The organism is Gemmatimonadota bacterium (assembly GCA_040388625.1).
Lineage (GTDB): Bacteria > Gemmatimonadota > Gemmatimonadetes > Gemmatimonadales > Gemmatimonadaceae > Fen-1247.
The window spans coordinates 84,869-107,485 of sequence record JAZKBK010000003.1 but is presented as its reverse complement, the minus strand read 5'-3'; the positions used below and the strand labels follow the sequence as shown (position 1 = coordinate 107,485).

Annotated in this window: 25 protein-coding genes; 6 read left to right on the top strand and 19 right to left on the bottom strand. The window is 62.5% G+C overall.

The genetic code is table 11. The features are described 5' to 3' along the window. Positions 1-4: 4 nt before the first annotated feature. Both V4529_06120 and V4529_06115 read right to left on the bottom strand, forming a co-directional pair. Complete coding sequence (locus tag V4529_06120; protein ID MES2357903.1) at positions 5-469, bottom strand: acyl carrier protein; 465 nt, start codon at positions 467-469, stop codon at positions 5-7. 58 nt (positions 470-527) lie between these two features. After that, the gene (locus tag V4529_06115) at positions 528-959 is read right to left on the bottom strand and encodes a hypothetical protein (protein ID MES2357902.1); all 432 of its coding nucleotides are present in this window, start codon (positions 957-959) and stop codon (positions 528-530) included. Positions 960-1,019: 60 nt separating this feature from the next. Between V4529_06115 and V4529_06110 the strand changes: the two genes are divergently transcribed. The 3 genes from V4529_06110 to V4529_06100 are packed head-to-tail and all read left to right on the top strand — an operon-like array spanning position 1,020 to position 3,188. Further along, complete coding sequence (locus tag V4529_06110; protein ID MES2357901.1) at positions 1,020-1,865, top strand: DMT family transporter; 846 nt, start codon at positions 1,020-1,022, stop codon at positions 1,863-1,865. A gap of 22 nt (positions 1,866-1,887) precedes the next feature. Continuing rightward, positions 1,888-2,580: a haloacid dehalogenase-like hydrolase gene (locus V4529_06105; GenBank protein ID MES2357900.1), complete on the top strand. Its 693-nt coding sequence runs from the start codon at positions 1,888-1,890 to the stop codon at positions 2,578-2,580. An 8-nt stretch (positions 2,581-2,588) separates the two neighbouring features. After that, positions 2,589-3,188 carry a class IV adenylate cyclase gene (locus V4529_06100; GenBank protein MES2357899.1) on the top strand — a complete coding sequence of 200 codons (600 nt, stop codon included), beginning with the start codon at positions 2,589-2,591 and terminating at the stop codon, positions 3,186-3,188. A gap of 31 nt (positions 3,189-3,219) precedes the next feature. On the opposite strand, the gene V4529_06095 is transcribed toward V4529_06100, so the two are convergent. From V4529_06095 to V4529_06015, 17 genes are all read right to left on the bottom strand, one after another. Further along, entirely contained in the window at positions 3,220-4,074 is an 855-nt protein-coding gene (locus tag V4529_06095; GenBank protein MES2357898.1) for a prolipoprotein diacylglyceryl transferase, read from the bottom strand. After that, complete coding sequence (gene tsaD, locus V4529_06090; protein ID MES2357897.1) at positions 4,071-5,105, bottom strand: tRNA (adenosine(37)-N6)-threonylcarbamoyltransferase complex transferase subunit TsaD; 1,035 nt, start codon at positions 5,103-5,105, stop codon at positions 4,071-4,073. The genes V4529_06095 and tsaD overlap by 4 nt, the downstream gene beginning before the upstream one ends. An 18-nt stretch (positions 5,106-5,123) precedes the next feature. Next, positions 5,124-5,666, bottom strand: coding sequence for a TlpA disulfide reductase family protein (locus V4529_06085; protein ID MES2357896.1), 543 nt, complete (start codon positions 5,664-5,666; stop codon positions 5,124-5,126). After that, complete coding sequence (gene rpe, locus V4529_06080; protein MES2357895.1) at positions 5,663-6,337, bottom strand: ribulose-phosphate 3-epimerase; 675 nt, start codon at positions 6,335-6,337, stop codon at positions 5,663-5,665. The genes V4529_06085 and rpe overlap by 4 nt, the downstream gene beginning before the upstream one ends. A gap of 27 nt (positions 6,338-6,364) precedes the next feature. Then, positions 6,365-6,901, bottom strand: coding sequence for a PASTA domain-containing protein (locus tag V4529_06075; GenBank protein MES2357894.1), 537 nt, complete (start codon positions 6,899-6,901; stop codon positions 6,365-6,367). Beyond that, positions 6,902-8,257 carry a 16S rRNA (cytosine(967)-C(5))-methyltransferase RsmB gene (gene rsmB, locus V4529_06070; GenBank protein ID MES2357893.1) on the bottom strand — a complete coding sequence of 452 codons (1,356 nt, stop codon included), beginning with the start codon at positions 8,255-8,257 and terminating at the stop codon, positions 6,902-6,904. It lies immediately after the preceding gene. Between the two features lie 706 nt (positions 8,258-8,963). Further along, positions 8,964-9,890 (bottom strand): methionyl-tRNA formyltransferase, encoded by a 927-nt coding sequence (gene fmt / locus V4529_06065; protein ID MES2357892.1) that lies wholly within the window; start codon positions 9,888-9,890, stop codon positions 8,964-8,966. 7 nt (positions 9,891-9,897) lie between these two features. After that, entirely contained in the window at positions 9,898-10,491 is a 594-nt protein-coding gene (gene def / locus V4529_06060; GenBank protein ID MES2357891.1) for a peptide deformylase, read from the bottom strand. Positions 10,492-10,497: 6 nt separating this feature from the next. Beyond that, positions 10,498-10,818, bottom strand: coding sequence for a preprotein translocase subunit YajC (gene yajC, locus V4529_06055; GenBank protein ID MES2357890.1), 321 nt, complete (start codon positions 10,816-10,818; stop codon positions 10,498-10,500). Continuing rightward, entirely contained in the window at positions 10,815-11,957 is a 1,143-nt protein-coding gene (gene tgt / locus V4529_06050; protein ID MES2357889.1) for a tRNA guanosine(34) transglycosylase Tgt, read from the bottom strand. Before tgt ends, yajC begins: the two co-directional genes overlap by 4 nt. A gap of 5 nt (positions 11,958-11,962) precedes the next feature. Further along, positions 11,963-12,997: a tRNA preQ1(34) S-adenosylmethionine ribosyltransferase-isomerase QueA gene (gene queA / locus V4529_06045; protein ID MES2357888.1), complete on the bottom strand. Its 1,035-nt coding sequence runs from the start codon at positions 12,995-12,997 to the stop codon at positions 11,963-11,965. Positions 12,998-13,200: 203 nt separating this feature from the next. After that, positions 13,201-14,226, bottom strand: a complete 1,026-nt coding sequence (ruvB, locus tag V4529_06040; GenBank protein MES2357887.1) for a Holliday junction branch migration DNA helicase RuvB — start codon at positions 14,224-14,226, stop codon at positions 13,201-13,203. Between the two features lie 110 nt (positions 14,227-14,336). Continuing rightward, complete coding sequence (locus tag V4529_06035) at positions 14,337-15,494, bottom strand: aminotransferase class I/II-fold pyridoxal phosphate-dependent enzyme (protein ID MES2357886.1); 1,158 nt, start codon at positions 15,492-15,494, stop codon at positions 14,337-14,339. Between the two features lie 54 nt (positions 15,495-15,548). Further along, positions 15,549-16,151 (bottom strand): Holliday junction branch migration protein RuvA, encoded by a 603-nt coding sequence (gene ruvA / locus V4529_06030; protein MES2357885.1) that lies wholly within the window; start codon positions 16,149-16,151, stop codon positions 15,549-15,551. Between the two features lie 41 nt (positions 16,152-16,192). After that, positions 16,193-16,702 carry a crossover junction endodeoxyribonuclease RuvC gene (ruvC, locus tag V4529_06025; GenBank protein ID MES2357884.1) on the bottom strand — a complete coding sequence of 170 codons (510 nt, stop codon included), beginning with the start codon at positions 16,700-16,702 and terminating at the stop codon, positions 16,193-16,195. A gap of 5 nt (positions 16,703-16,707) precedes the next feature. Further along, a complete protein-coding gene (locus tag V4529_06020) occupies positions 16,708-17,451 on the bottom strand; it encodes a YebC/PmpR family DNA-binding transcriptional regulator (GenBank protein MES2357883.1) in 744 nt (247 codons plus the stop codon). 15 nt (positions 17,452-17,466) lie between these two features. Continuing rightward, positions 17,467-17,928 carry a hypothetical protein gene (locus V4529_06015; protein ID MES2357882.1) on the bottom strand — a complete coding sequence of 154 codons (462 nt, stop codon included), beginning with the start codon at positions 17,926-17,928 and terminating at the stop codon, positions 17,467-17,469. Positions 17,929-18,009: 81 nt separating this feature from the next. Here V4529_06015 and V4529_06010 point away from each other — a divergent pair, with 81 nt between their 5' ends. The 3 genes from V4529_06010 to V4529_06000 are packed head-to-tail and all read left to right on the top strand — an operon-like array spanning position 18,010 to position 22,617. Next, positions 18,010-19,572, top strand: a complete 1,563-nt coding sequence (locus V4529_06010) for a response regulator (GenBank protein ID MES2357881.1) — start codon at positions 18,010-18,012, stop codon at positions 19,570-19,572. Then, positions 19,572-21,512, top strand: coding sequence for an ABC transporter ATP-binding protein (locus V4529_06005; GenBank protein ID MES2357880.1), 1,941 nt, complete (start codon positions 19,572-19,574; stop codon positions 21,510-21,512). Before V4529_06010 ends, V4529_06005 begins: the two co-directional genes overlap by 1 nt. 1 nt (position 21,513) lies before the next feature. Then, positions 21,514-22,617 carry a glycosyltransferase gene (locus V4529_06000; protein ID MES2357879.1) on the top strand — a complete coding sequence of 368 codons (1,104 nt, stop codon included), beginning with the start codon at positions 21,514-21,516 and terminating at the stop codon, positions 22,615-22,617.

Here is a 22,617-nt window from a genome sequence, read left to right as displayed (position 1 = left end):
GCGCTCAGGATGCGGCCGTCGGCTGGCCGGCTGTGAGCTCTACGATCGATTCATGAATGTTGGCAATTGTCTCGAACGTCCGGCGGCGCAACATGCGCTCCGGAAACTCGACCTGGAAGGTGTCTTCCAGCCCAAGCATGAGGTTGACAGTGGCGTGTGATGTCAATCCGTACGCATACAGATCGGCGTCTTCCGAAATTGTAAACACGTCGCGATTCAGATGTGCGTACTGATGCAGAGTATTGCGAATCTTGTCGATCATCGGCTGGCGTTTGTAGCGGGAGAACTCGTTGACACGACGGCGATGGCAGTTCTCGCCAACGGTCGCGCGGCCGTCGTGTCCGTCCGTCGATGGCCAGGTTCCGAACTGAACCGCGGCGCACTCACCACCAACGAGGACGACGCCCGGCCAGTGGGATGCGGAATTCGTCTGCTTTGCAGTATCGGCATGCGGGGCGTCAAGGTTCACGAAACGAATGTTCGGAATCGGTCCGTATCGGCCTCTGGCGCCCGATCGGACCGGCTGGCTACGAGACCAGCGTTGGCGAGGTGCTGTAGGGTAGCGTGGCGGCGGGGCCGTTGACGAAAACGCTCGTGCGAGCCACAGGCTCGCCATCCAGCTCGACCCGCATCGTATACTGGCCGGCGGCATCGAGCGGCAGATCGACTACCGCGATTATCGGCAGGTCCATTTCGAGCGCAGCCGTGGGGCCGGCCTCGACCGCAAGCTCGCCGCTCGAAGTCCACAGCTCCGCGTCGCGAGGATTGACCCAGCGAAACGTCAGCTGATGTGTACCGGAATCCGCTGGACCGCCCTTCACACGTACCACGAAGTGAGCACGCGGATGCATCGACGGAAATGTGCTCACGTGCAACGCGTCGAAGATCCCGAGGACGTTGAGCTTACCTTCCTGCGACAAGTTGGCCGCATCGGCGAAGACTGCAAAGGAGATGTGCACGTCCTAAAGATACTAGATTTGAGGATGCCAGACCGGTCAAAATCGTTCGGATCCACCGACATGCTTCTACTCCTCATGGCAACGATATGGGGAGTCAATTATGCGGTGGTCAAATACGCAGGCCTTGCGTTCGGCGCACTGGCGTTCACCTGGATGCGCGTGCTCATCGCCACGTTGATGTTACTGGTGGCTGTGCTGCTTCAACGCAAGAAGTGGCCGACCAGATCTGACGTACTGCGGCTGCTCGGCCTTGGCGTGCTCGGCAACGGTCTGTATCAGCTTCTCTTCGTGTTTGGGGTGTCTCGCACTCGCGTCGGAAGTGCTGCGCTCATTCTGGCATCGGCGCCCGCTTTCATCGCCCTGCTCAGCTGGGCCAGAGGCGTGGAAAAGGTGAGCGTGAGAGCGTGGGGCGGAATTGCTCTCTCCGTTGGAGGTGTTGCGATCGTCATGCTTGGAAGCGCGACTGGTGCGTCACGGCATGGCTCCATGATTGGAGCGCTGATCGTGTTCATGGGCGTGTTGTGCTGGACCGTGTATACGGTCGGATTGCAGCCGCTCACACACCGCGTCGACTCTGTGCAGTTGAGTGCGCTCACAATGGCCGGCGGAATGTTGCCGTTGGCGTTCGCTACTCCATTCGCGATTTCCAGCATCGGATCGGCTCATGCATCTGCCACCGCCTGGTGGTGCGTGGCATACAGCAGCGTGATATCGATTGGCGTTGCGTATCTCTTTTACTACAGGGGAATCCGCGTCCTGGGACCTACGCGAACTTCGATGTACAGCAACCTCCAGCCGATCGTCGCGATTCTCACCGGCTGGGCCGCTCTCGGCGAAGCGCCAACTGTGTGGCAGATTGCCGGCACCGCTTCGATCATCGGCGGATTGTTTCTCACCCGTGCGTGAGCGCCCCCCTACATTTTCCATAATGCAACATCTGGTTCTTTTCGACATAGACGGTACGATCCTCCACTCTGGCGGCGCTGGTCGCGACGCGATGGAACATGCTCTCGCGACAGTCTTTGGGACCGCGGGTGATTCGTCCATGCGCTACGACGGCAAGACGGACAAGCAGATCGTGCGCGAATCCATGCTTGATGCCGGAATCAGCGAGGCGGAGATCGATGCGGGCATGGACCAGGTCATTTCTCTCTACGTCGCAACGCTCCCGAGCCGGTTGCGCGACCCCGAGCGCCACGTTGGTCTGTATCCGGGCGTGGCCGAGTTGATTCATGCGGTGCACGCGCGCGACGACTCTGTTCTTGGTCTTCTCACCGGCAATGTGGAGCCAGGCGCGAGGCTCAAGCTCGGTGCAGTTGGTCTGGACTTCGAACAGTTTCGCATCAACGCATTCGGGTCCGATCACGAGATACGGGGTGAGTTGCCCGCAATCGCGCATCGGCGCATGCAGGATGCGTTCGGTGTCACGCTCGGAGGCCGCGATGTGATAGTGATCGGCGATACACCCGCCGACATCTCGTGCGGCAGGACGCTCGGGGCGCGCGCAATTGCCGTTGCGACTGGCGCCTACTCGATGGACGAGCTGGGCGTGCACGAGCCGTACGCCGTGTTCTCGGATCTGAGCGACACCGACGCCGTCATGACGGCGATCATCGGATGAGCGAGCGGATGAGCGAGCCGACGCGCGAGGTCGAGCTCAAGGCGCGCGTGGAAGACGTCGGTGCTGCACGTCGCAACATCGAAAATGCAGGCGGGCTGCTCGTGTTCGACGGCTCGTTGCACGACCGTATTTATGACACTCCGGATGGGATGCTTGCCGCAAGCGACTTTGTCCTGCGGATTCGGACCTACGTGAGCCGGCTTGGCGTTACCGCACACCTCGACTGGAAAGGCCCGACATTGCGCGAGGGGGGCTTCAAGGTTCGATCCGAGTTGACGACCGGCGTGACCGATCCGAACCAGCTGGCGGCAATTCTCAACCGGCTAGGTTTCGGGGTAATCGGTCAGATTGACCGAAAAATCGTACAGTATGAGATCCTGGACGTGGAGACCGATGCGCGGACGGTGATCCGGTTCGAGCAGTATCCGCGGATGGACGCGCTGGTCGAGGTCGAGGGCTATCAGGCCGGAATCGAGCGCACCGTCACCGCGCTCGGGATGCCGCGAGCGATGTTCTCGGCCGATCGGTTGGCCGATTTTGTTCGTGCGTACGAGGCCCGGACCGGACAGCGGGCCGCGATCTGCGACCAGGATCTCGAGTCCGGTTGATCAGCTGGCAGCCGGCTGCGCGTCGCGTGGGTTACGCGGAGCGTGGTTGCGCGTGGATTCCCGGTGCGCGCTCGGTGACGTTGCGGCGAAGCTGCATTATGATCACGCCCGCAATTACGAACAGCACCGCGATCACCTGCGCACTTGTAAACGGGCCGAAGAAGCGATCGTCCTTGGCGCGAAAGATCTCCATGAAGAAGCGCTCGGTTCCTGCCAGCACGCAATAGACGCCGAACAGCCAGCCTTCCGCGTGCGCGTGGTCGCGCAAGCGCCAGAGGATCAGGAACATGATGAACGCGAGCACGACTTCGTACAGTTGCGTCGGGTGCACCGACACAACCTGCATCGGATTCATTCCAGCGGGGAAGGGCATGTGGAACATGCGCGTCATGTTTCCAACCGTACTTGGCGGCGCGCCATTCGGGAAAGCGACGGCCCACGGTCCATTCCACGGCCTTCCGTAGTCGTCTCCGACCGCCCAGCAGCCGGTACGCCCGATGGAGTAGGCGGCGGCGACGGCAATTCCTCCAACGTCCGCGACGCGCAGCAGGCTCATCTTCTTGCGCCACGCGACGAACAGCACGGCGATGATTCCACCAATGAGGCCGCCCCAGAACACCAGGCCGGCCCGGCTGAAGAGCGCGCTGACGTCGCCCATCAGTATCGCGTAGTAGATCTTGCCGCCGAGTATTCCGCCTATGACGGCTGCAAATACCAGATCCGAGATCGGTGCCGGATCGTGGCCGCGGCGCCACATCTCGCGCTGTGCGACGATCTGGGCAATTATGAACGCTGCCAACATCGCGATGCCGAATCCGGTGAATTCGAATCGGCCGATGTTGTAGGTGAAGGCGTTCTGTGAGATCGATGCGAAGATGTGAGTCATTCCTGGCCAGGAAGTGGTGCGGTCGCTCGTGCGGCGTGGTCGAGCGATGCCCGCTCACCATGATTATAACGGAAGAGTCCCGCCCGGGCGATCATGGCGGCGTTGTCCGTAGCGAGTCGCGGAGTGGGCGCGAACACCTCGACGTGGATGCCCATCCGTGCGCGCATCGCCTCGATCAACGTGCGATTGCAGGCGACGCCGCCGCCGAGCACTATCCGGTCACGATGAAACATCGAGGCCGCGCGCGCGGTTTTCTCGACAAGTGTCTCGATGAGCGCATCCTGAAATCCACGCGCGATATCGGCTCGATCGCGGTCGATGTCGGACGAGCCCCGCACCGCGTTGAGCACGGCGGTCTTGAGTCCGCTGAATGAAACGTCAAAATACGACGAGTCGTCGCTCGGCGTATTTCTGTGCAACATCGGCCGGCTGAAGCGGAAGCGCGAAGGATCTCCATCGCGAGCAAGGGCCTCTACGTGACGTCCACCGGGATATGGCAAACCAAGCAACTTCGCGACCTTGTCGAAAGCTTCACCGGCGGCGTCGTCGCGCGTGGAGCCAAGTAGCTTGTAGCTGCCCCACGCTGGAACATCGAGCAACAGGGTATGGCCTCCGGAAACCAGCAGCGCCGTGAACGGCGGCTCGGCGGTTGCATCGTCCAGCGAAGTCGCGAAGAGATGACCTTCCATGTGATGGACCGCGATCATCGGAATATCGAGCGCGAGCGACAGACCCTTGGCGTAGTTGAGTCCTACCATGAGTGCGCCAACCAGTCCTGGCTCCGTCGTGACCGCGACAGCGTCGAGATCGCTGAGAGTGGCGGCTGCCTGTGCAACAGTCTCGCGTACCACGGGGACTATCGCCGTGAGATGGGCGCGCGACGCGATCTCCGGGACTACACCTCCGAACACGCGATGCACGTCCTGCGAGAGAATGACGAGTGCGCGAAGCGTTGGAACGCCATTTTCGTCATCGACAATCGCGGCCGACGTTTCATCACACGATGTCTCGATGCCCAGGATGCGAGTCACGACAGTGTCATGCTCGTGTCATTCTGAAAGCAGGTGTTCGATGAGACGGCGGTTTCCCTCTGTGTCCCAGTCGATGGCCATCGCAACTTTCTTGCGAATCACGCCGTCCTTGCCGATGATCACGGTTTCCGGGTAACCGGTCACCTGATATGCGTGCTCGATCTTGCCAGCAGGATCGTGCAGCACATCGAATGTCATTCCCATGTCCCGTACGAAGGCGCGAATGGCTGGCTCGGTACCCGGATCGTCGATGCTCACCGCGACCACACGCAGGCCCTTGGGTCCGTACGTCTTGTAAAGGCGCTCGATGCTCGGCATCTCGACCCGGCATGGTTGGCACCATGTCGCCCAGATATTGACCAGAACAACCTGGCCCTTGTAGTCGGCGAGAGATTTCGGTTTGGGCGGCGTGTCGAGCGTCACTGCATGAAAGTCGGGAGCTCTCGTGCCGGCGCCAAGCGGCGTGAGCTCGGTCCCGAGGGCGCGCGTAACCGCGAATCCGATCGCGGCCACCGCAACAAGCACTATTGCAACGACGCCCAGCTGTCCGCGGCCAGTCATGCCAGCTCCGTCGCGGCGGCTCTCAGCTCGCCAATTTCTGCAGATGGTCTGGCCGCCGAGAAGATCGCATTGCCAGCGACAAACGTGTCGGCGCCGGCACGACGGCATTGCAGAATCGTGTCGCGCGCCACACCGCCGTCGACTTCCAGATCCGCATCGGAGCGTGACTCGTCGAGCAGCCGCCGCGCGCGACGGATCTTGTCGATCGACGCAGGAATGAACGCCTGTCCTCCGAATCCTGGATTGACCGTCATCACGAGCAGGAGATCGATGTCGTCAGTCACTTCACGCACTGAGTCCAGCGACGTCGCGGGATTGATCGCGACTCCCGCTCTACAGCCGAGCGATCTGATATGGGACAGGTGACGCTGGAGATGCACGGTGGCCTCGGCGTGGATCGTCAGTCCCGTTGCTCCCGCGCGTGCGAAATCCTCGAAGTACGATTCAGGATGGATCACCATCAGATGAACGTCGATGGGCAGATCCGTGCAACGTCTCACCGCGTCGATGACCTTGGTACCGAATGTCAGATTCGGGACGAACTGCCCATCCATCACATCGACGTGAATCCAGTCGGCGCCGCCCTGCCTGCACATGTCGATCTCGTCGCGAAGGCATGCGAAGTCCGCGCTCAGTATCGAGGGGGCAATGCGAATTGGTTTCACTGTCATGACGTGCTTTGGATGGGTCGTGTCCAGCTAGTGGAGCGAATCTGCGGCTGGCCGGATAATCGGTGGCGCGGGCGTTCGCGGTACCCGGATTGTATTGGAGGTGCTGTCCGGAGGAAAGTACGACACAGTAAGAGTGACGGATTCACCCGCCGTGATGGGTGAATTTGCGGCTGGATCCTGCCGGATCACGGTATTCGGAGGCTGAAACGAGCTGGTATCGCGGGTGACCACGGTTCTGAGCCGCAGGTTGTTCAGGACGCCGCGCGCGTCCGGGAGCGCCATGCCCACGAGATCGGGGGTGATGATGGGCGTCGTGTCCCGTGGCGCCTGAATGATTCGAGCGTTGACCGGCGGAGGCTCGGCCGGCATGGGTGGTGGCTGCGTGACTGCCGTATCGATGGGCTGGAATGCCGGCGACGACGCGGGAGCGGAAGGCTGCGGCGCTGATGGAACGATCTTCGTGGGAAGGACGAAGATCAAGATCACGACGTAAGCAAGCGCGAAGCCGCCGATGCCGATCACTATGTAAGGAAACGCACGCCGCAGGAGCGCGCGAAAATTCACCTATTCAGATCTCCGAAGTCTTGCGGCGAAGGCGCCGTCGGTTCCATGCCTGTGCGGTAGGACGCGAAGGCGTCCCGCATCCAGGGTGGAAGCAGGTACCACGCCATCAGGCGGCGGCTCCAGCGTGAATTCGGGGTGTTCGTCGAGGAATGTTTCCACCTGGGTGTCGTTCTCCTCGGGTTCCAACGAGCACGTGCTGTAGATGAGCAGCCCGCCCGGCTTCACCGCTTCGGCGGCGGCCCGGATGATGGATCGCTGGATCGCAGGCATCACAGCGAGGTCCGAGGCCTTGAGGCGCCAGCGAGCGTCCGGATGGCGCCGGAAGGTGCCCGTGCCGGTGCAGGGCACATCGACCAGGACAGCATCCATGTTGCGCAAGGCGGGATGCCGAGCGTCGTCGACCAGCGGCACGACGTTCTTCGCATTGAGCCGAAGCGCCGTCGCAATCACGCGCTGCATGCGCGCGGCCGACCGATCGGCCGCAAACACTACTTCAGCATCGCGGGCCATCTCGAAGGTCTTGCCGCCAGGCGCCGCGCACAGGTCCGCGACCCGGGATCCCGGTGCGATGCCGGCGTACTGGACGACCAGCGTCGCGGCCGGATCCTGCACGAAGAACAGCCCGCGCGTGAACGCCTCGAGCTCGGTAAGCGAAACACCGTGCCCCAACTCGATGGAGTCGGCGACAAGGGGGGCTCCGTGCGTCGGTACTCCCGCCGCCGTGAGCATGTCGGCCAGCTCGGCGCGCGTCGTATTGTACGGCCGAAGAACTACCGGCGCCTCGGTGTTGTTTGCGGCCAGCAGTGCTGCCGTCTCCTCGGCGCCCCACCGTGCCACCCACCGGGCGACGAGCCAGCGAGGGTGCGAATTGGCGAGCGCGAGTGCATCGATAGGATCTGGCGGCGTCGCCACGCCCAGGTTGGCGCGCTCCCGGTCAGTTCGCCGCAGAACCGCGTTCGCGAGCTTGCTGGCGCCAATTCCGTGGCGCGTCTTGGTGAGCTCGACTGTCTGGGCGATCGCAGCGTAGGCGGGGACCGACCCCATGCAGAGCAGCTGATACGCGCCGAGCCTGAGCAGGTCGATGAGGTCCGGATCGAGGCGGACGAGCCCTCCGCGGACACGGTCGGAGAGGACAGCGTCGAGGAAGGCACGCTTGCGCATCATCCCGTAGAGCAGTTCCTGCGTCCATCTCCGGTCGCGAGAATCGATCTGCGTGGTGTGCCGTTCGAACGACGGATCCAGCAGCTGCCCAGCCCGAACATCCGCGCAGACCTCGGCGGCAATGATCCGCGTCGGAGTGATCGACGAGCTGCGCATGGCGCTGCCAGAGGAGGTTTCCCTGATCTCAGAGCTCACGCTTTCAACGTCCCGGTAGTTGACGGCGACAGGTTTGTGGCTTTGCATCGTCGGACGGTCTCGGGAGTGCCCCGGTAGCTGCCCGTCCCCGATGATTCCGGGATTCGTGCTCATTATTTACACTGGCAAAAGGAACGTCGCGCAGGGCGCTGCCAAGAACGGCCTCTTCAAAGGAGCGGATGCCGTAGATGCCAACTGCCCCCCGCGAAGTGCACGATCTAAGGCGTGTCACTTGATCCGAGGTTACGAAAGTTGTCGACTCACGATTGCGCAGATTAGTCCGATTCTCAACAATAACTGACATCTGCGAATCGTTTCTCAAATTTGTGAGAGTTTAAGCGAGTGTCGTGCCGGGGCGAATATATAGTGAACATTCGTTCATGCGGCGAAAATATCCACTCTTGTCCGACTTTGGATCGCCCGCTGCGGCAGAGCGCGCAAGCGAGCCTGTTTCCCGGGCGTAGGGCCCGATTTCCCAGTGATCTACAGGCGGGCAGATGGCGTCGTGAAGCGGGGGAAGCTGGTTTTCGGCTGAGATTCGAGCCAACCCGGACGACGACACATGCCCGTTTTGACCGTTTTCAGGCGCGCTGCCAGATCGGTTCACTGCCGCTTGCGTCCAACACCCGTTGAGCCGGCGCGACACATTTCAAAAACTGGCGGCCCGCCTCGCGTCCGGGCCGCGTACGCCAGGACGCGCGGGTGATTAGCCGAGCGAATCGCCTATGGAGATACCACGGCCGCGATGCCAGTCGATCGCCTGCATGCGTCGCTTGCCGGCTGGCTGCACATCGCAGAGTCGGACAGCGCCGTCGCCACATGCAACGACGAGGCCATCCTCATCGGCGGCGAGTACCTCCCCAGGAGACCCGGACATGTCGAAAATGCGTCTTGCCCCGAAAAGCTTGAGATCGGCCCCGCGGTGGGTCGTCCAGGCGCCCGGCTTGGGGTCGTAGGCGCGTATCACGTTGGCAACCTGATGCTCGCTGAGCGACCAGTCGATGCGAGTAGTGTCTCGATCCACTTTGGCCGCGTAGGTCGCCAGTGAATCGTCCTGAGCATGCTCGGTTACGTGGCCCAGCTCGATCAGTGTGAGCGCCTCGATCAGAGCGAGCGCGCCGAGCTCGGACAGGCGGCCCTGGAGCTCTCCGTAGGTCTCGTCATCGGCTATCGGCGTGCGCGACTGGAGAATGATCGGGCCGGCATCGAGGGCGGGTACCATCCGCATGATGGTGACACCAGTTTCGGTCAGCCCCTCCCGGATCGCGCCCTGAATTGGAGATGCGCCACGGAGGGCTGGCAGCAGCGACGCGTGAATGTTGAGTGTGCCGTGTGTGGGCGCGTCGATTATGGCGCGCGGCAGGATGTGGCCATAGGCGACGACGACGGAAAGATCCGGCGCGACCGCCTCGACGAGCTCGCGGAAGTCTTCGTCCCGCGGCGACTCGGGTTGGAAGACGGGGAGCGACTCCTCGATTGCGATCTGCTTGACCGCGGGCTGCGTGAGCACGCGATTGCGCCCCACGGGCCTGTCCGGACGAGTAACGACGGCGCAGACCTCGAACCCCTCGCCGACGAGCGCGCGCAGCGCTGGTGCGGCGAAATCGGGTGTGCCCCAGAACATTACGCGCATGGAAAGGTCAGAGCTCCGGCTCGAAGGGTGGCGCGGCAGGATCCGTCGATTTGCGCGAGCGGGACTTGCGTGAATGCGCCTTCCCGGGCTCTAGCTTGCGAATGAAACCCGGATAATTGACCGCTTCCTTCTCCCACTTCCGCGCCGTGAACTTGCGCTTGATCAGGCTCATGTAGTCGATGAAGAGCTTGCCGTCGAGGTGGTCCAGCTCGTGTTGCACGCATCGGGCGGCGAGATCGGTAAGCTCGACCTCGAACTGCTTGCCCTCGGCGTCGAGCGCTCGCACGATTATCCGCGTTGCGCGATCCACATCGCCGAAAATCTCCGGGATGGAAAGGCAGCCCTCTTCCGCGCGCTCGGAGCCTTGGCGCTCGATGATCTCGGGATTCACCATCGCCATCGGCTCGTCATCTACATCCATCACGAAGACACGCTCCTTGCGGCCGACCTGCGGCGCGGCGAGACCAATCCCCTCTGCGGCGCGCATCGTTTCGAACATGTCGGCTACGAGCGCACGAACCTCGTCGGTAACAGCTCGAAGAGCTTCGGTGCGCTCACGCAGGATCGGGTCTCCAAGAACGCGAATGTCGAGTACAGCCACAGCTCGTTACTCCTCGGCGCCCGCGGAATTCTTGCGCATGATCTTGGCTATGCGACCGCGCTCCACGATCAGGCGCGTGTCGCCGGACTTTATCGTGACGCGGTCGTCCAGCGAGATGACCGGATTGCCGTCCTTGGTCTGCTGCGCGATGTACGTCACCTCGCCCACGACGCCTCCGGCCGTGACTATCTCGTCTCCGCGGCGAAGACTCCGGAGCATGGTATCGTGCTCCTTCTTCTGCTTCTGCTGCGGGCGAAGAAGGACGAAATAGAAGATGGCGCCGATCGCGCCATACATCAGGATGGTGCCTACTAGCGGATTGTTCATCGTGTGATTTCGGGTGTCGCGAAGTAGCGCACGAGCCAGTCGGCGCTCCACTCATCGAACGTTCCGCTTGCGATGTGTTCCCGGGCGGCACGCATGAGTCGAATCAGGAAATGTACATTGTGAAGCGACAGGAGGCGGAGGCCGAGTATCTCCCCGCTGACGAACAGATGCCTCAGATATGCGCGGCTGAATCGGGTGCAGGCGGGACAGTCGCAGTCCGGATCGAGCGGCCCCGGATCGGCACGCAGCTCGGCGCGTTTCACATTGAGCCGTCCGTCGTGGGTGAAGACGGCTCCGGTGCGTCCCATTCGTGTAGGGGCGACGCAGTCGAACAGATCGACCCCGCGCCGGACGCCTTCGATTAGGTCCTCGGGGAATCCAACCCCCATGAGATAGCGTGGCCGGTCGCGCGGGATCGCCTCGTCGGCGACCTCGAGCATCGCATACATGTCGGGTTTGGCCTCGCCGACGGACAGGCCACCGATTCCGAATCCGGTCCAGTGCGAGAGCTCCGTGATTCGCTGGACGGACTCGCTGCGCAGGTGTGGGTGGATTCCGCCCTGCACGATCGGAAAGAGAGTCTGCTCGAACGGGGCACTTGCCGCGCCAGCTTCGAACTCTGCGAGACAGCGCGCCAGCCAGCGCGCGCTGCGCTCCATCGCGTCGCGCGCCACGGCCTCGCTCGACTGCCCGGGAATGACATGATCGAATTGCATCATCACGTCAGCGCCGATGTTGCGCTCGATGCCAATCACGGTTTCGGGGGTGAAGAATTTCGCGTCGCCGTTGATGTGGCTCCGAAATTCGACGCCCTCCTCGTTGATGGTTCTGAGCGTTTCGAGCGAGAACACCTGGAACCCGCCCGAATCGGTGAGCAGGGGGCCATTCCATCCCATGAATCTGTGCAGCCCTCCCATGTCGCGAATCAGCTCGTCGCCGGGCCGGAGGTGCAGGTGGTACGCATTGGAGAGCACCATCGATGCGCCGGCGCGGTGCAGGTCGTCGGGGTCGAGCGCCTTCACTGTCGCGAGCGTACCGACAGGCATGAATGCCGGAGTCGGAACGTCGCCGTGCGGCGTCGCGAACACACCCGCGCGCGCTCCACCCTGGGATTGCAAGACGTTGAAGCTGAACGGCATCGGGATCAGAGAATGAGCATTGCGTCGCCGTAGGAGAAGAAGCGGTAGCGCTCCTCGACCGCGGTCGCGTACGCACGCATGGTCAGGTCGAAGCCGGCGAAGGCCGCTACCAGCATGATCAGCGTCGAGTGTGGCAGGTGGAAGTTAGTCAGCAGATGATCGACCGCGCGGAACGCGTACGGCGGGCGGATGAAGATGCTGGTCTCATTGCTGCCGGATGCGACGACTCCATCCGCGGTTGCGGCGCTCTCGAGCGTGCGCACGGACGTCGTGCCCACGGCCCACGTCTTCGCGCCGCGCGAGCGGGCACTGGCGATCTGTTGGGAGGCAAGTGCCGGTACCTCGTACCACTCCTCGTGCATCACGTGTTGCGCGGGATCGTCGACTTCGACCGGCTTGAACGTGCCCGCGCCGACGTGGAGAATCACATCTGCGATTTCGACTCCGTGCGCGCGCAGCGCGCTCAGTATCTCAGGCGTGAAATGCAATCCTGCAGTTGGAGCAGCGGCCGATCCGGTCTCGGCGGCGTAAACCGTCTGGTATCGTTCCGCATCCGGCGGAGCGTCGGCGCGCGTGATGTATGGCGGAAGCGGGATGTGTCCGTAGCGCTCGATCGAATCCGAGTCGTTGAGCGGCGTGACGAGCTCGACAATGCGCGTGCGTCGTTCCGTCGTTTCGAGAATGCGAACGTCGAGTTGATCGCCGATGTGAATCATGCGTCCGGGTTTCACCTTTCCGCCGGGTCGCACCATCGCTTCATAGCGTGAGTCGCCGAGTGACTTGAGCAGCAGTATCTCGGCGGGCGCTCCGGAATCGCGTGTGCCGAGCAGACGAGCGCGCATGACGCGCGTGGTGTTGCGAACGAGCACATCACCGTCGGGAATGTATTCCACGATGTCCGCGAAGCGACGATGCGCAATCGTTTGCGTTGCGCGATCGACGACCATGAGCCGGCTCTCGCCGCGCACGGGTGGCGGCGATTGCGCAATCAGCTCAGGTGGGAGCTGGAAGTCGTAGTCGGAGGTTCTGGTTCCGTGCATGGGAGGCTTATGCAGGATAATGATAACCCTGCTGCGGCGGTGCGAGTTCGAGTCTCGTCCCTGGCACGGGCTGGCTGATTGACTGGGTTATCAGACGACCTTGTATTCGCAGGATCATTGGCATGGATCCGTAGCGGCGGCAACCCCGCGAGAAAAGAAGCTCCGCGGAATTCCTCGGAGCTTCTTTGCGTACATGGTCAACATCAGAGCAAACTGGTTTGCTGTGCTTGCGCTGGTGGCGTGTATCCGAAGTGACGGTACGCCTGCGGCGTTGCGACTCGTCCACGTGGAGTGCGCTGGAGAAATCCGTTCTGCACGAGGAACGGCTCGTATACTTCCTCGAGCGTTCCAGCATCCTCGCCGACTGCTGCAGCGATGGTCGTTATTCCTACCGGACCGCCCTCGAACTTCTCGATGATGGTCTTGAGAATGCGCGAATCCATGTCGTCCAGTCCGAACTGATCGACGTCGAGCATCTGCAGCGCTTCGTCAGCCACTGGCAACGTGATGATTCCATCGGCGCGCACCTGGGCGTAGTCGCGCACCCTGCGCAGCAGCCGGTTCGCGACGCGCGGTGTGCCGCGTGAACGACGCGCAATTTCATGCGTGCCGTGGACGTCGATCTCCGTCTTCAGCACTTCTGCAGTGCGGCGGACGATCAGCTCTAGCGCCTCCACCGGATAGTAGTTGAGTCGCTGCTCGATCCCGAAGCGCGCGCGCAGCGGTGCTGTGAGCATGCCGAGCCGCGTCGTCGCACCGATGAGCGTGAATCGCTCGATCGCCATCGTGATCGTCTGTGCCTTGGGGCCTTCGGACAATCTGATGTCGATCTTGTAATCCTCCATCGCGGGATAGAGGAACTCCTCGATCACGGGACGCAGACGATGAATCTCGTCGATGAAGAGGATATCGCCGGCGCGCATGTTGGTCAGAGTTCCGACGAGATCTCCCGGTTTTTCCAGCGCCGGCCCCGACGTCGAGTGGATGTTCACGCCCAGCTCGCGCGCTATCAGCTCCGCAAGCGTGGTCTTGCCAAGTCCCGGCGGGCCGAAGAAGAGCGTGTGGTCCAGCGGCTCGCGCCGCGCGAGCGCCGCATCGATGTAGATGCGGAGCGAGTCCTTGACCTTGGGCTGGCCGATGAACTCTGCCAGTTTCTGCGGTCTGAGCGAAAGCTCGACGACAGATTCGTCGGCGATGACTTCCGGTGTGGTGATCTCGGCGCGGGACATGGATTGGGTGTCCAAAGCTACTTCCGGCATCGTTCAAACATATCCCGAAGATACACCGAAAACAAGGTTGACTCAGTCAACTAATTCCGCCACCGCAGCCGTCGCACGGCTCACCGGCTGAGCTGGTCGAGTCGTTCGGCCGCGCGACCGAGTGTCTCGAAGGTCTTGCAGAACGCAAAACGGACGGACGAGGTTCCGCGACCTGGATCGCCATAGAAGCTCGTTCCCGGTACTGTCGCGACGCCGATCGTCTCGGCCAGCCAGACGGCGAAGTCGCGATCGTTCCGGCCGGGATCGATCGCGCTGAAGTCGGCCAGCACGTAATACGCGCCGTCGGGAACGCCGCACGAGAAGCCCGCCTTCACCAGTGCGGTCATCATCACGTCGCGGCGTTGCTTGTATGCGAGTTGAAGATGGTTGTAGTAATCCGCGTCGAAGGCCATTCCAACCGCGCCGGCGGCCTGCAATGGTGCGGACGCACCGACGGTGAGGAAGTCGTGAACCTTGCGTATCGCATTCGTCAGCTCGCGCGGCGCGATCGCGTAGCCGAGACGCCAGCCGGTGCACGAAAATGTCTTGGAAAGCCCCGATATCGTGACCGTGCGCTCGCGCATTCCGGGCCAGGTCGCGATCGGATGATGGTGGCCCGCGTACACGAGGTGCTCGTAAATCTCATCGGTGAAGACGAGCAGGTTGTGTCGCTGCGCCAGCTCCGCGACAGCCGAGATCTCGGCGCGCGAGAATACCTTGCCAGTGGGATTGTGTGGCGTGTTGAGAACGATCGCACGCGTGCGTGCCGTGATCGATGCGGCGAGGCGCTCGATGTCCAGATCCCAGTTCGGCGCGATCAACGGAACGAAGATCGGCTTCGCGCCGGCGAGCTCTGCGTCGGGCCCATAGTTCTCATAGAACGGCTCGAGTATGATCACCTCGTCGCCCGGATCGATGAGCGCCATGAATGTCGCCGCCATCGCTTCGGTCGCGCCGCACGTGACCGTTATCTCCGTATCCGGGTCGACCGGCATGTCGTACCAGCGGCGATACTTCTCCGCGATCGCGATGCGTAGCGCTGGTGCACCCCATGTTATCGCGTACTGATTGATGTCACCCAGGATCGCTGCGCACGCTGCCTCCTTCATGGGCGCCGGCATCGGGAAATCGGGGAAACCCTGCGCGAGATTCACCGCGCCGGTGCGGTGCGCAATCCGCGTCATCTCCCGGATAACCGACTCGTTGAAAGTACTCGTCCGGCGTGCTGTCTTTGTCATGGGTTGCCGAGTCACGACTGTCGCGTCGTGCGATGAATGGTTTGTCGCGAGTCGCTAACGGGCAGCGATGCGGGCCAGGGCGTTACGAATGAGATCGGTAGCAGCAAGCGGACCGGTACTGGCATCAAGAGTCGCGCGGACGGCGCGCTCCGCGTCAGCGAGTGAATATCCAAGCGACACGAGCGCCCGGATCGCATCTTCCGCAGCAGCGCCGGGAGCGGGCGCGCCGCCGAATGTCTCTGTGACGTCGACGTCGCGCATCTTGATGGCGAGATCGAGGATCATCTGCTCGGCTTTCTTCTTTCCAACTCGCGGGACGCTCTGCAGAGTCGCAGTATCCTTCTCGACGATGGCTCGAACGAGCCGGGCCGCCGTGAGCGATGAAAGGAGACTGAGTGCGAGTGCGGGTCCGACACCGTTCGCAGTACGCACCAGATCGAACAGGCGCCGTTCCAGCTGCGACGCGAATCCAAACAGCTGCCACCCATCTTCCTTGACGATCAGCGACGTGTAGAGCGAGACCGGCTCGCCGACTGACGGAAGTGTTTCATACACCGAGAGGGGGATCTGCAGCATGTAGGCGACGCCGCCTGGCGTCGCAATCTCCACGCGATCCAGGTCCTTGGCTTCGAGCGTTCCGCGTATGCGCGAGATCATCGTGAAATCATCGTGAGCTCAGTGTGTTGGTCCGGGGCGAGCTAGACGCGACCGACGGGACGTGCGCGAGCAGCGAGTGCCGGAGCGCGCGACGACATGACGCAGGTCAGTGCTGCAGCAACGCCATCCGCTGCGTCGGATGGCGTGGGCACAGACTTGAGTCGCAACAGGCGTGTGAGCATGAACTGCACCTGTGTCTTGGTTGCGGCGCCGTTTCCGACGACGGCCTTCTTGATCTCCGCGGGAGGATACTCGACGATCTCGATCCCCGCCTGCTGGCCGGCGAGCAGGATGACGCCGCGCGCATGGCCGAGCACGATGGTTGTCCGAACGTTGTGTGCGTAGAAGACATCTTCCACTGCGAGCGTGTCTGGTCGATGAGTGCGAATGAGCTCGCTGACACCGTCGTAGATCTCCTGCAGACGCACCGGCAGCGGCTCGCGCGGTTTGGTGCGGATGACGCCGCATTCGATGAGTGAAGCGGCGCCGAGACGCTCGCCGCGCACGACCCCGTAGCCGGTAACCGCGGTACCGGGGTCGATGCCGAGCACGAGCACTACGCCGTGGCCATTTCGTCGGCGTCCATCTCGAAGTTGGCGACGACTCGCTGGACGTCGTCGAGGTCTTCGAGTGATTCGAGCAGCTTGAGCAGAGAGGTGGCGGTGCTGCCGGACACCTGGACCGTCGTCTTGGGGAGATACGACACTTCCGACTGCGTGACTTCGACGCCACCGGACTCCAGCGCTCCCTGAACTTCGTGGAGCGAGTTGGGCGCAGTGGTGATGACGTACTGTTCGTCCTCGCGCGCGAAATCCTCGGCGCCCGCGTCGAGTGCCTTCTCCATCATCGCGTCTTCGTCGTACTTGCCGGCGTCGACGTAGATCTGGCCCTTTCGATCGAACATGAAGGAGACGGAATTGGCCGCTCCGAGATTCCCACCGCCATGCGACAGTTTGTGGCGAACGTCGGCCACGGTGCGGGTGGGGTTGTCGGTGACGGTGAAGATCATGATCGCAACGCCGCCCGGTCCGTAGCCCTCGTACGTGACGTCCTGATATTCCACGCCCTCGAGCTCACCGGTGCCCTTCTTCACGGCGCGCTCGATGTTTTCCTTGGGCATGGACGCCGCTTTCGCTGTGTCTATTGCCGTCCGGAGGCGGGGATTGCCGGCTGGATCACCGCCGCCGAGTTTGGCGGCCATGGTGATCTCACGGATCAACTTGGTGAAATGCGCGCCGCGCTTCGCGTCTGTGGCGGCCTTGTAGTGCTTGATTTGCTTCCATTTACTATGTCCAGCCATGGATCCTGAGTCAGTCTAAGGGGTTTGCTCGTAATATAGACGGAGCCTCTCAGCGAGCATGCCAAGCTCGGTGAGCGCTGCTGGAGAGAGGTGTCCGGTGAGAACTTGCATCAGCTCGCGGAGGCTGGCTGCTGCATCCATGCCGCCTGAAACACTGGCGTCGATCGAGCGCAGGATTGCCATCCGCGCCGGTTGAGGCATGGTGAGTGCCGAGAGCCAGCTTCGGGCGCGTTCGGCGCGCGTTACGCGCTCTGCTTCGGGCAGAAGAATCGGCGGAATCGTCGCGAGCATCAACCGTGCGGTAGTGAGTGCCGCCAGCGCCATTTCGCGATCCCCGCCAAGCGCCGCCGATCCTGCACATTCTGCCAGGGCGGGAATTGCGAACAGAACCGGCTCGAGCGAGTACGGAGGGGCGGGTGGGAGCGGGGCGCGCGGGGCGACCTGGCTCACCGCGGGCTGGACAGGGATGGCGGTCACGCGCGGAATCTAGGCACATAACGGAGGAGGGGCTACATTGAACGCTTGTCCGAACGGCGGGGCGGATACCTTTATGAAGCCATGGCTTTGAGAGCAAAATCTGTCCTGTGGGTGGATGACGAGAGCGACCTTCTCGAATCACACTGCATTTTCCTGCGTTCCAAGGGATACGACGTGGAATGCGTGACGAACGCGGATGACGCGGTCGAGCTGTTGCGCAGAGAAACGTTTGATCTGCTCCTGTTGGACGAGCAGATGCCGGGAACGCGTGGTTTGGAAGCGTACCGCGAAGTCCGCGAAATTGCGCCGAATCTTCCCGTGGTGATGGTCACCAAGAGCGAGGAGGATTCGACGCTGCGCGAGGCGATCGGCGCGAACATCCGGGATTATCTCGTCAAGCCTGTGAATCCGCGGCAGGTGCTATCCGTCATCACGCGCATTCTGGACGGGCCCCGAATCAGGTCGCAGGCGATTGCGCGTGCGTTCGTGGAGCGGTTCCGCGCGCTGGAGCTGGAGCGCGCGCGGGATCTCGACTGGCGCGGGTGGATCGAGCGATACGACGAGCTGATGCGTTGGGACGTGGATCTGGCCGAAGCCGACGAGCGTGGGCTGTACGATTCGCTCCAGGGCCTGTACAGCGACATGCATCGCGAGTTTGCCGACTACATGCAGACGGCGTATCCCGCCTGGCTGGCGGACCTGAATGGCGAGCGTCCTGCACTCTCGATCGACATAGTCGGCGAATTCCTGACACCGATTCTGGAACGCGAAAAGGCGGCGGTATTCATCGTGGTCGACTGCCTTCGTCTGGACCAGTGGCGGGTCCTGGAGCCGTTGCTTGCGCCGTACTTCGAAGTCGAGACGACGCACTATTACGCCGTGCTTCCGACGGCCACTCCGTACTCACGGAACTCGCTGTTCAGCGGACTCTTTCCAGGCGAGATCGCGACGCGTTTCCCGGAGTGGTGGGGAGCGCAGGACGATGAGTCTCTCAACGCGCACGAGCGCGAGCTTCTGGAGGCGCATCTCCGGGAGCTGCGTGGCGAGACCCATGTGCGGTACCAGAAGATATCGACCGCTGCCGGATCGGACGACCTCGCTCGTCACATGGGGACGGCGATCGCGCCGGAGGGTGTGAGCGCTTTCGTGTTCAATTTCGTCGATCTGCTGACGCATGGCCGTAGCGAGTCGCAGATCCTTTATGAAGTGGCGCGTGACGAGATTGCGCTGCGCCGTCTTACGCGTCAGTGGTTCGAACGGTCGGCGCTGCTGGGCCTGCTGCGCGAGGCGTCGGCGCGAAAGGTCTCGGTGCTGTTGACGACCGATCATGGCTCGATCCACTGCAACACGCCGGCGACGGTATTCGCCAAGCGCGATGCAAGCGCCAACCTCCGGTACAAATTCGGCGAGGATCTCCGCGCGGAATCGGCCGATCAGGCGTTGCTGTTCCCGAATCCCGACACATTGAAACTTCCGCACCGGGGCCATAATGTGAACACTCTCCTCGCGCGCAACGATTGCTTCTTCGTGTACCCGACAAAGCTTCGCGAATATCAGAGTCGTTATCGCGGATCGTTCCTGCATGGCGGCGTTTCACCGGAAGAGGTGATTCTTCCGCTCGCACTTCTCACACCCAGACGTTAGTGGCGACAACTGTAGAGCCGGCCGCCGCGCCGGTTGGCATTCGTGCGGCGGAACAGGGAAGAGGTGCTGGAATCTCCATATATCGACGGCTGCTCCCGTTCCTCAAGCCGCACTCGTGGCGGATGGTCGGAGCCATCGCCACCAACATCGGCGCCGCACTGCTGGATGCGTTCTCCGTTGCGTTGCTCATTCCGTTCCTCAACACGCTGTTCGACCGTCCCGCGCTGGACATAAAGGCAGGATGGGTATCCAGTCTTCTGCACGCCACCGTCGGACAACTGATGGTGAGCGGCGACAAGATGAGCTCGCTCAGGAACGTCATCTTCGTCGTGATGATCGTGGTGATCGCGAAGAACGTGCTCGTCTGGGTGAGTGGCCGGTTCGGCGCGGAGCTGCAGGAATATGTGACGCGAGATCTGCGGAACTCCGTCTACAGGCACCTCGCGCGGCTCCCGCTCACGTACTTCATGCGCACCAAGTCGGGCCAGATAATCTCGCGAGTTCTGAACGATACGTTCGAGACTCGGCTGGTCCTCACGCAGATAGTGACGCAGTCTCTCCAGGCGGCCGCGCTGGTCGTGTCGACCATCGCGTTTCTGTTCGACATCTCGTGGCGATTGACGCTCATGGCGCTCGTGATCGTCCCGATTCTGAGCCTGGTTCTGCAGCCCTTGCTGAAGAAGCTGCGCCGCGGCAATCGCCGGCGTGGAAATCAGCACGGCGAGATGGCGAGCGTGCTGCAGGAGACTGTCTCCGGCGTTCGCCTTGTCAAATCGTTTGGCGCCGAGGAGTTCGAGGAGCGCCGATTCACGAACGCGAGCGATACCTACGCTCGAACGACTGTTCGACTAACTAAGCTGTCCTTTCTGGCGCCGCCGGTAACCGAGGTCATCGGGATGCTGATCGCGGTGACGCTGCTGTGGGTCGGCGCGCACCAGGTGCTGGTGGACAGATCGCTGACCGGCGCGGATCTCATAACGTTTCTGGTATTCGTGCTGCGTCTGCTTCAGCCGCTCAAGCAGCTCACGGCGGTACGTGCGACCGCGCAGTCGTCGCTGGCATCCGCAGAGCGACTGTTTGACATTCTGGATACTCCGTCGGAAGAGGAGCGTGATCGCGGTACGATCCGTGTCGACGGCTTTCACAGTGACGTACGATTCGACAACGTCGGGTTCTCGTACGAGGGCGAGTCGGGCAAGCGCGAGACTCCGGTGCTGCGGGACGTATCGTTCACCGCCGCCCGTGGTGACGTGATTGCGCTCGTCGGTCCCAGCGGAGCGGGAAAGACGACGCTCGTGGATCTGATACCGAGGTTCTACGAGCCGACGGCGGGGTGCATCACGATCGACGGAGTGGACACGCGGACCATGACGCTGGGCTCGCTGCGCTCGCTGATCGGGATCGTGAGTCAGGACACGGTTCTGTTCCACGATACGGTGCGCAACAACATCGCGTACGGAATGCCGAACAGGTACAGCGACGCCGAGATCGAGGCTGCTGCACGAGCAGCCAATGCACACGCATTCATTACCGCCCTCCCGGACGGTTACTCGACCATGCTTGGCGAGCGCGGTACGCGATTGTCGGGCGGACAACGTCAGCGCATCGCGATCGCGCGTGCGCTGCTGCTGGATCCGCCGATCCTGATCCTGGACGAAGCGACCTCTGCGCTCGACACGGAGTCGGAGCGACTCGTGCAGGCTGCGATAGACCGGCTGCTGGAAGGCCGCACAGTCTTTGTAATCGCGCATCGGCTATCAACCGTGCGGCACGCCACGCAGATACTCGTACTGGACAAGGGGCGGATCATCGAATCCGGAACGCATGACGAGCTGCGTGCGCAACAGGGCGCTTACTCGCGGTTGTACGACATGCAGTTCCGCAGCGCAACCCGCGTCGATGTCGTTCCGGACGCGACGCCGGTTCCTTCTTTCAGCTGATGTGAATTACCTGTTTCTTCATGCGGGTCGGGAGTGGTCGGGCACTGCGCGAGCGTTCGCGGCTGCCGCGCACGGACTCGCGCGCCGCGGGCACGCAGTCGCGTTTGCAGTCGAGCGTGACAGCACCGTGGAGCGGGTGATATCGGAGACTGCAACATCTCCCGGGCGATCGCTGCTGGAGTTGGAGCCGATGGACCTCCGCGGGATATGGATCGACGCCGCGCGCAGGCTCGCGCGCCTCGCACGGCAGCATGGATCCGACGTCGTGCTGGTGGACAGCGATCACGAGCATCTCATCGCGGCGATTGCGTATCGCGTCGGTTCCCGCGCGCGCGTGATTCGGCGGATCCGGGCAGGAGGGCGCCCGCTCGACATTCGCGGCACGGGACGGATCGCGGCGCGAATCGCGCCGACATGCTACCTATTCGCGACGGAGCAGGATTCGAGCGCGGTGCCACTCCCGCGGGGAGCGATCGGCAAGGTGATCGCGCCAATGGGTGTCGCCGAGGCGCTTCCGCAAAATGCGACCGACCTTCTCGGCGACGAAGTGAACGTCGTGTGCGTGCACGATGCGTCGTCGCGCAGTCGCGCGGCCGCTGCTATTCGCACGGTCGCGATGCTGGCTCCGCGTCACCCGGGACTGCATCTCACGATCGTGGGTGATGGCGGCGGCGGCGGGACATACGACGATGACCTCAAGATGCAGGCGGCGGCACTCGGCGCACTCGGTCTGGTGACGTTTCTCGGTGACCGCGCCGATCATCTCGAGGTGATGCGACGCGCGAGGCTGGGCTGGGTCGTTGCCGATTCCGATACGGCAGTGTTCGGCATACTGGATTTCATGTCGCTCGGAATCCCGGTCCTCGCACCCGAGCGCTCCGTTGCCGAACAGTACGTGCTCGACGACATTACCGGCATGCTCGTACCAAGCGATGACGCTTTCATGACCGCAGCAGCAGCAGCGGAGCTCCTCACGAGCGACAGCCGACGTGAAGCCATGGGAGCGGCCGCACGCGGTCGCGTCACGCGCGAGGGGAGCGAAGCTGCGATGGTGGACGGCTTCGAGCACGCCGCCGCGGCGGTAACAGCCAGGCGAAAGCGCTGA